Raw genomic sequence first — 14,857 nt, 5'->3', positions numbered from 1 at the left:
CGAAAAACGTATTTAAAAATTGAAGGTTCCATATACTATTTCAGCCTAACCGAAAGGTTCTTTTCCCCAACAATCATTGCGAGACATGATATTAGGCACGCAAAGAGTAAGTGGATGCAACGTAAAATTTCGTTTTGCAGATCACGTGATTATAAACATAATCAATGTAGCTACCCGCTATTACTCCTGTAACACAATTAGAACGCTACGCAGGGATCATCGGTGCAACATTCTTCAAACCGAGTATTAATATACAGTCACGACACGTTCGGTCTTGGACATCTGCGCCGCAGTGCTGCAATAGCCAAAGCCCTTGTTACCAATCATAAGGATTTATCAGTTTTAATAATATCTGGATCGCCAGTTTTGGCACAATTCAGTTTCGACCAACAAATAAAGGTTGTTTCAATACCGTGCATAAAAAAACTTTCCTCCGGGCGATACACATCTCATGATAAAAGAGCCTCTTTAGATGCAACTTTAAAGCGCCGAACTGAAATTATCTATCAAACTGCGTGTGCGTTTAAGCCAAACTTATTCATCGTTGATAAAGAACCCTTGGGGCTAGGAGGTGAGATTAAAAGCACCCTTAGACGACTTAACTCTGTAAATATCCCCTGCGTACTTGGTTTACGCGATGTTCTTGACGATCCTGAAAAACTTAAATGGGAATGGCAGCAAAAGAATGCTGCAATAGCTCTTGAACATCTCTATTCAGAAATATGGATTTACGGAATTCCAGAAATCTATGAGCCGTTATCAAGGCTCGATCTGCCAAAAACAATACACAAAAAAATCGTTTATACGGGCTATCTTCGCCGAACCGCCTCGGCAACGGCGGAATGTATGCCCAGCTTAAATAAAATTAAAAAGTCTATAGGCAAAAACTTTATTCTGGTGACACCTGGCGGTGGTGGTGACGGAGCTAATTTTGTTGATACCATTATGGGAGCGTACGAAATAGATGACTCTATACCATACCCAGCTTTAGTCATTTTGGGCCCGTTAATGCCACGGAAGCAACAACGTGCTTTTGCGCGTAGATCTCAAAATATCGCCCGTGTTACCACTTTAACGTTCGATAAGCGGATGGAAAATATTATGAGCGAAGCCGTGGCAGTCGTAGCAATGGGTGGTTACAATACTTTCTGCGAAATTCTCTCCTTTGACAAACCGGCCTTGGTTTTGCCGCGCACCGCACCGCGCCGAGAACAATTGATTAGAGCTGAGCGTGCTCATCAACTTGGACTCATTTCGATGGTTGACATTCAAACCACCTCTCAACCGGACTCCATGGCCACAGCATTGAAGCACCTGCCACGGCAACCAGTCCCTAGTACGCAAATTATTCCAGGAATTCTAGACGGATTCACCAAATTAAATCACCATGCCGAAAAACTTTTGGAACCAACTTGGCCGGCTAGGAACAGTTCCAGTTTAATTAATGCTTCAGGTTAAGCTGGCGAGATGACTAGGAAAACTGTTCTAATTGTAGTGAAAGGTTATCCACGCCTTACAGAGACTTTTATATCGCAAGAAATTAGGGGCCTAGAGCGCCGCGGATTACAAATTGAGCTGGTTTCTCTCCGACGACCAACAGAATCAATTACGCACCCCATCCATGCTGAGATCAAGGCTCCAATAAGATACTTACCCGAATACATCCATACCGAGCTGAGCCGCGCCTTTTTTGGTTGGTTTAAAGCACGTAAACTAGGCGGCTATAGAGCGGCGATCCGGGTATTCCTGCAGGATTTCGCCCGTGATAGGACGCGGAATCGAATTCGCCGTTTTCTACAAGCTTGTATTGTAGCCAACGAAGTGGGGCCAAATATCAGCAAAATTTACGCTCATTTTCTACATACGCCAGCTTCAGTCGCGCGGTACGCATCAGTTATGCGAGGATTACCACTCTCCCTTTCAGCTCACGCTGTTGATATATGGACATGCCCTGACTGGGAATTGGCCGAAAAAATTAATAGCGCTGAATGGACGACCGTTTGCTCCAAGGTAGGAGCAGCTAAGTTGCGATCGCTCGCAAAAGATCCGTCAAAAGTATTCATGTTTTATCACGGACTTGACCTTGAGAAATTTAGACCCCGTAAATTGCATGTATCAAAAAATGATGGAACCCCATCAAATCCTCCAGCAAGATTAATCTCAGTTGGCCGCACCGTCCCAAAAAAGGGGTTTGATGTTCTTTTGGAAGCATTAGCGTTAATGCCAGATAATCTTTGTTGGGAATGGACACATATTGGCGACGGACCTTACACCAAAACATTGAAGAACCATGCAAAATTGCTTGGTATATCAGATCATATACATTGGCGCGGGGTACAAAACTCTGACAAGGTAATTAAAGCACTCCGACAGGCAGACATTTTTGTTCTTCCTTGTCGACGCGATAATGACGGTAATCAAGACGGACTGCCAAACGTTCTAATGGAGGCTCAGAGCCAGGGCCTAGCAGTTGTTTCAACAAACATTTCGGCTATTCCGGAATTTATTATTCACTCGGAAACGGGTATATTAGTCCCGCCAAACGATCCGTTAGCACTCCAAGAAGGTTTAGTTAGCCTCATAACCTCGCCCGACCTACGTTTCAAATTTGGCAAAGCAGGCGAAGAGCGAGTTAGAATGCGTTTTGATACAGAACAGAACCTCGATAAGCTAGCACGACTTTTATCCGGCAGTTCAACTGAAAAAATTTAAATATGCAAATAGCGTTTTATGCGCCCATGAAATCACCCAATCACCCAAACCCTTCGGGTGATCGAAGTTTTGCTCGCCTCATCGTGCGTGCACTGAAAAATTCCGGTCATCAAGTAACGCTGGCCTCGCACTTCAGAAGCTATGACCGTTATGGGCATCGGTGGTTGGAAATCGCAGCAAAAGCCGAATATGCCCGGGAACGCGCGATCTGCAAGTTAACGAAAACACCCCCGGATGTTTGGTTTACTTATCACCTTTACCACAAAGCCCCTGATCTGATCGGGCCAGCTTTGTCAGATTATTTTGGCATACCTTACGTGGTGGCCGACGCAAGTTATGCTGCAAAACAAACCAGTGGCCCATGGGCGCCGGGCTTTGCCGAAGCCAAGAACGCAATCCTGCGTGCAAATAAGCTTATATGCTTCGATCCGCTAGATGTTGATAGCCTGCGGCATGACCTAATGTGTGGTCACAAACTTTTTATGATGCCACCATTCGTACGCCAGCGCAAAATAACTCCACCAATGCGCGAAAGAGCAAGACGGCGCCTCTCAACAGCTCTAAAGCTACCTACACATATTCCATGGGTCGTTACAGTCGCTATGATGCGTGAGGACATAAAGGCCGAATCTTATAAATTGCTGGCGCAATGTGCACTGAAACTCCGCGATCGAAAATGGGCCCTACTGATCGCCGGTGACGGGACAGTCCGGGCCAAAGTAGGGGGTTGGTTCGAGGGATTTGATAATATAAGGTTTCTCGGAACTCTATTTGGTTCTTCTCTTTCTGAACTTTACGCGGCGGGAGACTTCACGGCTTGGCCCGCCCTTAAGGAAGGCTGTTCCATGGCACTTTTAGAAGCGGCGGCGTCGGGCTTACCTGTTCTTGCCAGCAAAAGACCCGGCTTAGAGCAATTTATCAAAAATGGTGCGAATGGTTATTTGTGCCAAGAGGGGAACCCGACAGATTTCGAATACTATTTTCGATTATTACTCAACGACCCGCACCATTGCAAAGAACTCGGTGCAGAATCCATACACCGGATTTCAAAGCATCATAACCTTGATACGGCTGCCACAAAATTAAATTGGATTCTTAGCCAACGTCAAGTAGGGCGGTAAACATGACAATTCTAGCTTTAGTGCGGCACGGCTTAACGAGTTGGAACGAGAACAAATTAGTACAAGGCCGCAGCGATATCCCGTTGAGCAAAAAAGGCAGAATGCAAGTAGGTAATTGGCGTGTGCCTGACGAAGTTAAGGATTTTTTTATAGTATCAAGCCCGCTTATCCGGGCAAAAGAAACGGCAAGGGCTCTTTTTGGGAAGAGCATACCCACAGACGATCGGTTAGTCGAAATGAACTGGTCCGAGTGGGAAGGCAGATCGTTAAATGAGCTTCGCTCTGAGCTTGGAAACCTAATGGAAGCATGGGAGGCAAAAGGATTAGATTTCAGAGCGCCTGGTGGAGAGAGCCCCCGGGAAGTGCAACAACGATTAAAACCATTCATGCGTGAGAGAGCTAAAACAAAGAAAAACACGCTCGCAGTCTGTCACAAAGGGGTAATCCGCGCCGTCTACGCTCTTTCAATAAACTGGGACATGACAAGTAAACCTCCCCAGAAGTTGAAAGACGACTGTGTCCATCTCTTTGAGCTTGCGAAAGATGGTACACCAAGCGTCCAACAGTTAGATCTGCCCATGATTCAAGACCTCTAGCACTTTGTTTATGGTAGTTTTTTGGCTTCAATGAGAAAAAAAAAGGTCTTTTTCTACGTTCAACACCTTCTCGGCATTGGGCATTCAATGCGAGCTGCGTTGATAGCAAAAGAAATGACCAAATCAGGCCTCGATGTTACTTTAGTCAATGGAGGTGCTCCGAATGCACTGTTTGATCCCGGCACAACAAACATCCTCCAACTTCCTGCAGCTCTCTCAGCAGATGCCTCTTTCTCGAGAGTAGTCGATGAAACTGGAGCGGAGGTAGATGAGGCTTGGAGAAATAATAGACGGAAGGTGATTCTTGACGCTTATGAGAAAATTAGACCAGACTTAACGCTTATTGAGAGTTTTCCGTTTGGTCGATGGTCATTTCGTTCTGAAATTTCCCCACTTCTTGAGCGCGCTAAACGAGTTGGGCCGATATTTTGCTCGGTTCGCGATATTTTGGTTCCTAAGAAAAGTACAGCGCGAAATAAAAAAATCGTTGAAATAATTAACAGCTATTTCACTGGAGTGCTTGTGCATGGAGACGCAGACTTCATCAAGCTAGATCATACATTTTCACATGCTTCTAAAATTATGGAAAAGCTTCACTACACGGGCTACGTAGCAGCGCCAGCCAAGACAGTTAAAAGTACGTCGAACGGGGAAATTGTCGTTTCTGTTGGGGGGGGTGGTACTGGTTTTCTATTAATTTCGACAGCCTTATCGCTAGCCCAGAGTAGCGTTGGTAAAAACTGGCGTTGGAGAATATTAACGGGACCGAATTTCCCGCAAACACACAAAGAAAGCTTCCGACCTGCCCCACACATAAAGATAGAAAGTCTGAGGCACGATTTTCGTGCACTACTTGCAAAAGCCACACTTTCAATTAGCCAAGCCGGCTACAACACAGTAATGGACATAATGGTCTCGGGTGTTCGAAATGTTCTAGTTCCGTTTGGTAGATATGGTCAGACAGAACAGCCATTGAGAGCTAAAGTACTAGCCGATAGAAAAATGTCAGTAATAGTTGATGAGAAAATATTGAACACTGAAACCTTATGTGCAGCCGTGAGAAGAGCACTGGCATTAGAACCGCCGATGATAAGCAGTTTAAATGTCCGCGGCGCGATTAATACTGCGCGCAAAATTAAAGACTGCTTAGAAACACCATGAAGTCAGATTGGTTAAGCCTTGAAAGGGAATTGGACAAGTGGGGTCAAGCTGGCAACCAAGCCTGTTTCTGGTGGCGCGATGACGACCTTGAAACTCCTGGCCCCAAGTTTGAGCGCCTCTTGGAACTGCGACGTGATGCACCTCTCTCTCTTGCTGTTATTCCCAAAATGGCAAAACCTCAAATTGCTAAAAGCATTGGGGCCTACACAGAGGTGGATATTATTCAACACGGATTTGCTCACAAAAATTATGAGACTGCTCCGTCTAAAAGGAGCGAATTTGGTATCAATCGAACACGCACTCAAGTTTATAGAGATTTGTCTCTCGGCAAAGAGATCCTATCGGACATGTTCGGCACACAATTCCTTCCCGTTCTTGCTCCCCCATGGAACAGGGTTGCAATGATACATAGCCACTGCTTGGTTGATGTAGGTTTTCATGCGATTTCTGGGTTCGGCAAGCAAGAGTTAAGTTGCCTTCAAAACATAAACACCCACATCGATCCTATATCATGGAAAAAAAATCGTACGTTCACAGGCGCTAGAATTATCTTACAAAATACCGTAAGGACATTAAGAAGCAAAAGAAAGAATGCTGAATATTCTTTACCAACTGGCCTACTTACCCATCATAAACAGATGGATGAAGACAATTGGAATTTTGTTGATCGATTTATTAAGACTTTACAATCGAATCCTCATGTTACCTTAAAAAGCATCCGTGAAATAATGAGACTGAGTCCCCAAAATGGTTGAAACGCATCCTCCAGAATCAATCACTGTTTCTAAAAAATACAGGTATTCAAGGCGCAGCCTAGTGGCTGATTTCGTTCGTGCTTCGGTTGGGCTGCTGTTCTTCGGTTTGCCTATGATTTTCGCAGATTTGGGACCAGTAATGTTTGGGGTTTTTGGGCTCTTTACTTTATTCTTTTTTGCGTACGGCATCCACGTGATTAAGGAAAAATGGGCTACTTTTGAGTTCGATAAAAAAGGAGTGACTAGACGGGGTATATTTAAAAAACGACTAACATGGGACCGTTTAGGATCTGTAAAATTATATTATTTTACAACCTCCAAAGATCGGCCTCAAGCAGGCACTGTATTAAATAAAGCAAGTTGGATGGAGTTAACCATCGAAGCTGATAGCCAGAAACTGAAATTTGACTCGGCACTTGAGGGTTTTATACAGATTGCTAATGAAATTGAGACAAAAGCCAATATGATGCACGTGCCAATAGACCCTTCAACGTCGGCAAATTTTCGAGCCCTTCGGGGAGGCTTCGGTACCATCCATGAGGACGACCCGCACTCAAAGACGCCTTATGCAGATAAATACCGAGATCTTGGGCTCTAATGACGGAACTGCTGCGAATTAATGACCTCAGTATTAACCTAAATATTCCGGCGGGCAAGATTAATGCCGTTAGTGAAGCAAATTTTCGGGTAGAAGCCGGGTCTTGCGTTGCGCTTGTCGGTGAGTCTGGCGCCGGCAAGTCTGTCACCGCAGAAGCTATCATGGGTATTCTTCCTAAGAATGCAGATATTAAAAGTGGTCAAATCCTATTTTCTGACCCTGCAGCAAACGGCACAACAGTTGATATCGCAAAATTGGAATCAAACTCTAAAGTAATGCGTCGTATCCGCGGCGCTCGTATTTCGATGATTTTCCAAGAACCAATGACGTCCCTTTCTCCACTTCACACAATCGGTGATCAAATCATAGAGGCTCTGCAAATACATCAGAATTGTAACAATCGTGAAGCCATCGGTAGAACACGTGATATGTTAAAGCGAGTGGGCTTCCCTAATCCGATGGATGCTGTCGACTGTTATCCTTTTGAACTTTCGGGCGGGCTTCGACAAAGGGCTATGATTGCTATGGCGCTCGTCTGTCAACCTGCCTTGCTTATCGCCGACGAACCAACTACTGCATTAGATGTTACTATTCAGGCACAGATCCTGAAGTTGCTTAGAGACCTAAGGTCTGACTTGGGCATGGCGGTTTTAATAATTACCCATGATTTGGGTGTGGTTGCAAATATGGCCGATGAGGTGATAGTGCTTCATGATGGAAAGATTGTTGAATCTGGCACCCGCAATGATCTTTTTCGCAATCCCCAACATGAATATGTGAAAGCACTGTTTAAGGCAGTGCCGCGCATAGGTTTAAGTCAGAATGAACGCTTGAAGCCCATCCATGGCATTGAGAGAAACCATGAAGTTTATTTTCCTCCTAGTGCAGCGAATACCCGCACTCGGTCACCAATAGGCACAGAAGAACCTCTTTTAAAAGTGCGTAATCTCCATAAGATTTTTCATTTTAAAAGAAGCAAATGGTTACGGAAAAGCCTTGACCATTCAGTAACGGCTGTAAATGAAGTAAGCTTTGATATTAACCGCGGGGAATGTCTGGCACTAATTGGAGAAAGTGGTTCCGGCAAAACAACTCTGGCAAAGTTGATTGTACGCGCACTAACACCAAACAAAGGATCCCTTACTTTCTTGGATAATAGCCACGAAATCGATGTGTTAGCCATTGCTGGCTCTGAATTGTCCCAATTCAGAAAAAAAATACAATATATTTTTCAGGATCCATTTAGTTCGCTTGACCCTAGAATGACGGTCCTAGACATCATCGTTGAGCCTTTGGTCATTCATAGGGTAGGGAGCAGATCAAGTCGACGCGAGATAGCTTTAGAGCTCATGCGGCTGGTTGGGCTCGAAAAGGAAGCACTAGGCCGGTATCCACACAGCTTCTCTGGAGGTCAACGTCAGCGTATCGGCATAGCAAGAGCTCTTGCACTTAAACCCGAGCTTCTAATCTGCGACGAACCTGTGTCTGCCCTTGACGTCGGAATACAGGCGCAAATACTCAATTTGCTTGGAGACTTGCAACGCGAATTACACCTTACGTATCTATTCGTCTCCCACAACCTTGCCGTTGTAAAATATATTGCTGATCGAATCGCGGTGATGTGCCGCGGTCGCTTGGTTGAGATTGCCTCAAAGGAAGACCTATTCAAACGTCCTGCCCACCCTTACACCCAAAAATTAATTTCAGCTGTGCCGGATATTAATCTAGAAAACCCTCTTGATTTTGATGAATTATTGGGTGAGCGTGCGTCTGAACCTGCAGCCTGGCCTGGCCCGTTTCGCGATGACGGTCTCAGCGAGTTAACGCTTCGCCAAATAGGCGCGGGACATTTTGTTAGAGCTGCCGACACTGATCAAAGGGGCCAAAAGCTAATATGAAAAACTTGCTATCTCTAGGGATCATTTTTTTTTCTGTTTTGCCTATTGGCCAGTCCAAAGGCAATAATTTTGAGCGCCCCCTAACCCTGGTTGAAACACCCTCGCTCGAGAAGTTCGTTACAAGCGGGACCCTTCCTAAAGTTTCTGATCGAATTCCGCATAGCCCCCACATAACTACATTTAGGAGCGGAGAGCAAAGTCCAGGATACCATGGAGGCACCCTTAAATTACTCATGGCAAGGCCGAGAGATATACGGCTAATTGTGGTTTATGGTTACGCAAGGTTGATGAAATACAATAAGAAATTCGATCTTGTACCCGATATTTTGAGGCGTGTCGCAGTTCGCAATGGCAGGGTTTACACACTCCACCTACGCCCCGGTCACAAATGGTCTGATGGACATTCTTTCACCTCAGAAGACTTCCGTTACTATTGGCAAGACGTCGCGAATAACCCTATGTTATCACCCTCTGGCCCCCCGGAGGTAATGCGTGCCAATGGTAAACTCCCGGATTTCAAGGTGATTGACAAATATACCGTGCGTTTTTCTTGGTCTAAACCTAACCCTGACTTCTTGCACTCTTTAGCACGCGCCCGCCCGCCTTTCATTTTTCGCCCCGCCCATTATTTGAAAAAATTCCACGCACGCTATACGCCAGAAGAAACCTTGGCAGAATATGCTCTCAAAAAGGGAGCGAGAAATTGGGCTGCTTTGCATAACAAATTGGACAACCCCTACAAGAACAACAATATCAAGCTTCCAACCCTTCAACCGTGGGTCAACATTACCAATGGACCGTCAGAGAGATTTATTTTTAAAAGAAATCCCTACTTCCATAAAATAGATGAGGCGGGGCGCCAACTCCCCTACATTGATCAAATTGTAATGAATATTGTAGACAAAAGTATTATTCCGGCGCAGGCGGGAACCGGGCGCGCTGATTTGCAGGCACGCTATCTAAGGTTCGATGATTACACGTTTCTTAAAAATAATGAAAAAAAAGCCGGCTACAATGTTCACCTTTGGCGAAACGCTAAGGGAGCACATATGGCGTTATATCCCAACCTCAACGTTAAAGACGCTGTTTGGCGCCAGCTGATCCGGGACGTAAGGTTCAGACGCGCCTTATCGCTAGGTGTGCATAGACGGGAACTCAACCGGGTTCTGTACTTCGGACAGGCATTAGAGGGCCAGAATACTGTGTTACCAGCCAGCAGGCTCTATAAGAAAAAATACCGAGAGGCCTATGCTCAATATGACTTAGATCTTGCAAACCAATTATTAGATGAAATTGGCCTTACACGATATAACACTCAGAATATACGGCTTCTCCCTGACGGTAGACCTCTGGAAATTATTGTAGAGACTGCTGGCGAAAACACCGAAGAGCCCGACGTTTTAGAGCTTGTGCACGACAGCTGGCAAAAAATCGGCATCAAACTACTAATCAAACCATCGCATAGAAACGTGATCCGCCGCCGAATTTATTCAGGTGACACGGTAATGTCTCTTTTCTCCGGACTAGAAAATGGGCTACCAACGGTTACTTCGAGTCCTGCCGAATTAGCTCCAACTCGTCAGACCCAGTATCAATGGCCACTCTGGGGTCAGTATCGAGAGACGAATGGTCAGGCCGGTGTTGCGCCAGATATGCCGGCCGCAAAAAAATTGCTGTCGCTTCTTCAGGAATGGAGGAAATCGACAACGCTGGAGAAGCGTGAACAAGTTTGGCATCAAATGCTGGAGATTCATGCGAGACAGGTATTTACAATTGGACTTGTCTCTGGAACTTTGCAGCCGGTAGTTGTGAGTAAAAAACTCCAAAACGTTCCAATACAAGGTATCTACAATTGGGATCCAGGCTCACACTTTGGCATTTACGAACCCGATACTTTTTGGTTAAAACCCAAAAGCGAGAAGAAATAACTCAATCCCATGCTGAGCTACATCGTACGGCGACTCTTTTTGATGATACCCACGATACTGGCTATTAGTGCCATCGTATTCGTAATTATACAACTTCCACCAGGGGACTATTTCACTAGTGTTGTTAACGAAATTCAAAGCCGGGGCGAATCAGCAGATAAAGCAAAGCTTGAGTTTTTGAAATCTCAGTATGGCTTCGACAAGCCGCTCCACATTCAATATTTCCATTGGGTTGGCGGCATGTTGGAGGGGGATTTTGGGTATTCGTTTGAGCATGACAAGCCTGTTACTGATGTAGTAGGAGACCGCCTTCTACTGACATTCATTGTTTCATTAACGACCATTATTTTTACCTGGGCCATCGCTTTTCCCATCGGGGTGTATTCCGCCGTGAAACAGTACTCCGTGGGTGATTATACCCTAACATTTATCGGTTTCATTGGACTAGCAACACCAAATTTCTTGTTAGCTCTTATTTTGCAATATTTTGCTCATATTTGGTTTGACATTTCAATTGGCGGGCTTATGGACCCCATCTACGTTGATCAACCATGGACATGGGAGAAGTCCCTCTCCGTCATGCAACACATCTGGATTCCAGTGCTCGTAATAGGCACCGCCGGAACCGCGAGCATGATACGTCGCTTGAGAGCCAATTTGCTAGATGAGTTGTCAAAACAATATTTCATAACTGCACGCGCAAAGGGGCTTCCGCCGCTACGGGCATTGCTTAAATATCCCCTCCGAAGCGCTCTCAACCCATTCGTCGCAGACATCGGAAATATGCTGCCACAAATAGTATCTGGTGCGGCAATCGTCTCAGTTGTTCTTTCCCTTCCAACAACCGGCCCAATGTTGCTCAGTGCTTTACAAAGCCAGGATATGTATTTAGCAGGATCATTTCTAATGTTTCTTGCCGCTCTTACCGTAATAGGTACACTAATATCGGACCTTGCACTTGCGGCCCTCGACCCACGAATTAGGCTTGATAAAGGCCTCCAACGATGAATATTCCGCCCGCTCGCTTGCCGCACTATGTGAGCAAAGAACCATTTATAAAAGGTAAAAAAACACCGATCAGCGTTGAAAAAAAACGTTTTTACATGTCCTCACAATGGCAACTAATGTGGTGGAAATTTCGCCGCCACAAGTTAGCGGTGATAGCGGGGACATTTTTATTACTTGTCTACGTGAGTGTTTTGTTCTCAGAGACAATCGCCCCATACAATTTGCACACGCGTCATACTGAATTTCTATACGCTCCGCCACAAAAAATACGAATATTCCATGAAGACAAGTTAACGGCTCCTTTCGTCTACGGCTTAAAAGTGCACTTGGACTTAACTACGCTACGCTGGATTTATAGCGAAGACAAAAATAATAGATATGCCTTGCGGTTTTTATGTTCTGCGCCAGATTACCCCGGGTCGTCTTACAAATTTTGGGGCGTGTTCGATGGTTCTTTCCATCTAATTTGTCCATCTCAAAAGGGTCAATTATTTTTGCTCGGAACCGACAGGTTGGGGCGGGATATGCTTTCACGGATAATCTATGGTGCCCGTATCTCGCTGACTGTAGGTTTAATTGGTATCATTGTCAGCATAATGCTCGGAATGATAATAGGGGGTCTTGCCGGTTATTATGGTGGCCTTGTCGATAGTGTAATTCAAAGATCAATTGAAATAATTCGCTCTTTTCCAGAACTGCCGCTTTGGATGGCCCTGTCAGCATCTTTGCCTGTTAATTGGAGCCCAATATCAGTTTTCATCGGAATTACTATCATTCTTGGCTTGCTCGATTGGCCAGGGTTAGCGCGAGCGGTTCGTTCAAAATTGCTTGCTCTGCGCGAGGAAGACTTCTGCGTTGCAGCTCAACTCATGGGGGCAAAACCAAAACGAATAATTGTGCGGCATTTGCTTCCAAGCTTTTTGAGCCATCTCATTGCATCTGCCACCCTCTCTATTCCGAGTATGATCCTTGCAGAAACAGCTCTCAGTTTTCTCGGGCTCGGCCTGCGTGCACCCATTACCAGCTGGGGTGTAATTCTGAATGAGGCGCAAAATATAAATGTCGTTGCACTATACCCTTGGCTGATACTACCGGTAATACCCGTAATATTAGTAGTCCTTGCTTTCCAATTTTTAGGAGACGGATTGCGAGACGCGGCTGACCCTTACAAGTAATTGAGGCATGCCTCCTTATAAAAACTGATGCACAAGGAACATAAAAAAGATGAGAAATCAGACAGCTGTGTCATTAACATAGCACCTAAGAGGCCCAAAGTTTTTTCAGTTTAAGGTGGTAAAGAAGTAATTGAATTTATTCATGTGACGTAATTCGGAACCATATAGACGACTCTCGAGCTCCTGGCTGAAGCGGTAGTTTAGCAACTTCAGTCGACAAAAAGATGGTTTTCAGATAATGCGAAACAAAGTGACTTGAAAACATTAATTCTGCATTCGAGGCGGCTAAAAAAGAGGCAACGGCACATTGTTCGTTGTAACCACGCCAATGCCAATCCGACGGATAATCATCCGGCAAGAAAATGTCATGTACATGGACAATTACACCATTAGCTAAAAATGGCACAATTTCATTGAACAGAAAATCCACATCACTGCCAGGCATCAATATGTGACTGGAGTCTATGCTCACAATGTCACGAGACCCAACTTTTCCCCAAATTTCATTCCCTGCCAACTGCACCGGCTTTGAGATCAAGCACAAGTTTGCACTTTGGGGGACATCCTTGCGAGGTTCTGGGTCAATGGCTATGTGGACAGCCTCTATGCCCTCATCACAAATCGCCCGAGCCACGAACCTCGTAGAATGGCCGACACCAATCTCAATAATTCGCTTAGGCTTAAAATGTCTGACCATACAATATAGCATTGCTGCATCAAGACGTGGAAACCAATCCTGAGTCCATCTTGCTTTCTCTGTCCCTGTTCCATCAATCTTTCTGAGATCACACTCATAACGATCCGCAAGCCTTAGCCAATGAACTTGAGTCGACGCCGCCTCATTTATCTTTTTCCGCCAATGCTGGTAATTAAGATCTCCCGCGCTACGACTATCGTATACAGAAGCTTTAGAGGGTATGTAATAGCCGTGGGATTGGCTACCAAACAGCGTATTTAAACCAAGCCACCACCGCCGTAACTGCTTTGACATTAGAATCCTAAAAAAGACGGCATTTATGAGCCCGAACTGGCTATCAATGTCATTCCTTCACGAGCAACAACTGTTCCCGGCCGCACATTTTCAGCCTCACGTGCGACCTTATCCATAAACTTGTCATCGTGTTCCGGATCATGGTGAAATATTACAAGCTTTTTAACGTTCGCCAACTCAGCCAATTTTACTCCCTCCTGCCATGTGGAATGACCAAAACCTTTAAAGCGCGTATATTCTTGTTCAGTGTAGGTGGAGTCATAAACGAATAAGTCTGCGCCCTCTATAAACCGAATAAGGTCGGTATCAAGTATCCCTTCTTGGTGTTCAGTATCGGTTACATAACAGACCGTATTACTTTTATAATCGAGGCGATAACCTGTGGCCCCGTTCGGATGATTTAAAGGAACAGTTGACATTTGTATGCCAGGCCATGGCTCATGCGGCTCGCCCGATACAAAGTCTCGGTAACTTACATCGGCTTGAAAAATATCAGTTGAAACTGGGAAGAGCGGCGGTGCCATCATCTGGTTTAAAACCTCTTTCAAAGTATAATCAGGTTTCAAGTTTCCAGCAGACAGTCGAATCTTGTTTTTGCCCTCATACAATGGCTTGAAAAAAGGCAAACCGCATATGTGGTCAAGGTGTGTGTGGCTTAGATAAATATGGGTGTCTACAGGGCCCTCGCACGACAAAGCACTTCCGAGATTAACTATTCCAGTTCCAGCGTCGAATATTATTAGATGGTCCCCACAACGCACCTCAATGCATGGAGTATTACTCCCATATCGAGAGGCCTGATCACGGGAACAAGCGATACTACCGCGTACCCCCCAAAACCGAAGGCGTAAATCAGAGATATCAGACATGTCCTACACGAGAAAAAGTTTCAGGGTTTGCTATGTTCAAAACTC

General features: G+C 45.2%; 13 protein-coding genes. 11 read left to right on the top strand and 2 right to left on the bottom strand.

Annotation, left to right across the window (positions count from 1 at the left end):
- Nucleotides 1-222: 222 nt before the first annotated feature.
- The 11 genes from VX941_04935 to VX941_04885 all read left to right on the top strand — a co-directional run bounded on the left by VX941_04935 (nt 223) and on the right by VX941_04885 (nt 12,952).
- Nucleotides 223-1,458, top strand: a complete 1,236-nt coding sequence (locus VX941_04935) for a glycosyltransferase (GenBank protein MEE2932753.1) — start codon at nt 223-225, stop codon at nt 1,456-1,458.
- A 9-nt stretch (nt 1,459-1,467) separates the two neighbouring features.
- Nucleotides 1,468-2,712, top strand: a complete 1,245-nt coding sequence (locus VX941_04930) for a glycosyltransferase family 4 protein (GenBank protein ID MEE2932752.1) — start codon at nt 1,468-1,470, stop codon at nt 2,710-2,712.
- Nucleotides 2,713-2,738: 26 nt separating this feature from the next.
- Nucleotides 2,739-3,833, top strand: coding sequence for a glycosyltransferase family 4 protein (locus tag VX941_04925; protein MEE2932751.1), 1,095 nt, complete (start codon nt 2,739-2,741; stop codon nt 3,831-3,833).
- A 2-nt stretch (nt 3,834-3,835) separates the two neighbouring features.
- Nucleotides 3,836-4,429, top strand: coding sequence for a histidine phosphatase family protein (locus tag VX941_04920; protein MEE2932750.1), 594 nt, complete (start codon nt 3,836-3,838; stop codon nt 4,427-4,429).
- Between the two features lie 30 nt (nt 4,430-4,459).
- Nucleotides 4,460-5,590, top strand: a complete 1,131-nt coding sequence (locus VX941_04915) for a glycosyltransferase (GenBank protein MEE2932749.1) — start codon at nt 4,460-4,462, stop codon at nt 5,588-5,590.
- Nucleotides 5,587-6,345 carry a polysaccharide deacetylase family protein gene (locus tag VX941_04910; protein MEE2932748.1) on the top strand — a complete coding sequence of 253 codons (759 nt, stop codon included), beginning with the start codon at nt 5,587-5,589 and terminating at the stop codon, nt 6,343-6,345. The genes VX941_04915 and VX941_04910 overlap by 4 nt, the downstream gene beginning before the upstream one ends.
- Nucleotides 6,346-6,406: 61 nt before the next feature.
- On the top strand, nt 6,407-6,943 hold the full coding sequence (locus VX941_04905) for a hypothetical protein (GenBank protein ID MEE2932747.1): 537 nt from the start codon (nt 6,407-6,409) through the stop codon (nt 6,941-6,943).
- On the top strand, nt 6,943-8,841 hold the full coding sequence (locus VX941_04900) for an ABC transporter ATP-binding protein (GenBank protein MEE2932746.1): 1,899 nt from the start codon (nt 6,943-6,945) through the stop codon (nt 8,839-8,841). Before VX941_04905 ends, VX941_04900 begins: the two co-directional genes overlap by 1 nt.
- A complete protein-coding gene (locus VX941_04895; GenBank protein MEE2932745.1) occupies nt 8,838-10,769 on the top strand; it encodes an ABC transporter substrate-binding protein in 1,932 nt (643 codons plus the stop codon). The genes VX941_04900 and VX941_04895 overlap by 4 nt, the downstream gene beginning before the upstream one ends.
- Nucleotides 10,770-10,778: 9 nt before the next feature.
- Nucleotides 10,779-11,777 carry an ABC transporter permease gene (locus tag VX941_04890; protein MEE2932744.1) on the top strand — a complete coding sequence of 333 codons (999 nt, stop codon included), beginning with the start codon at nt 10,779-10,781 and terminating at the stop codon, nt 11,775-11,777.
- Nucleotides 11,774-12,952 carry an ABC transporter permease gene (locus VX941_04885; GenBank protein ID MEE2932743.1) on the top strand — a complete coding sequence of 393 codons (1,179 nt, stop codon included), beginning with the start codon at nt 11,774-11,776 and terminating at the stop codon, nt 12,950-12,952. Before VX941_04890 ends, VX941_04885 begins: the two co-directional genes overlap by 4 nt.
- Before the next feature lie 136 nt (nt 12,953-13,088).
- Here VX941_04885 and VX941_04880 read toward each other — a convergent pair whose 3' ends face one another.
- Nucleotides 13,089-13,943 (bottom strand): class I SAM-dependent methyltransferase, encoded by an 855-nt coding sequence (locus tag VX941_04880; protein MEE2932742.1) that lies wholly within the window; start codon nt 13,941-13,943, stop codon nt 13,089-13,091.
- 23 nt (nt 13,944-13,966) lie between these two features.
- Nucleotides 13,967-14,812 carry an MBL fold metallo-hydrolase gene (locus VX941_04875; GenBank protein ID MEE2932741.1) on the bottom strand — a complete coding sequence of 282 codons (846 nt, stop codon included), beginning with the start codon at nt 14,810-14,812 and terminating at the stop codon, nt 13,967-13,969.
- Between the last annotated feature and the right edge of the window lie 45 nt (nt 14,813-14,857).

This window comes from Pseudomonadota bacterium, from assembly GCA_036339585.1.
Lineage (GTDB): Bacteria > Pseudomonadota > Alphaproteobacteria > UBA8366 > UBA8366 > UBA8366.
The sequence above is the reverse complement of the archived record's forward strand: the minus strand, read 5'-3'. Positions and strand labels throughout refer to the sequence as shown.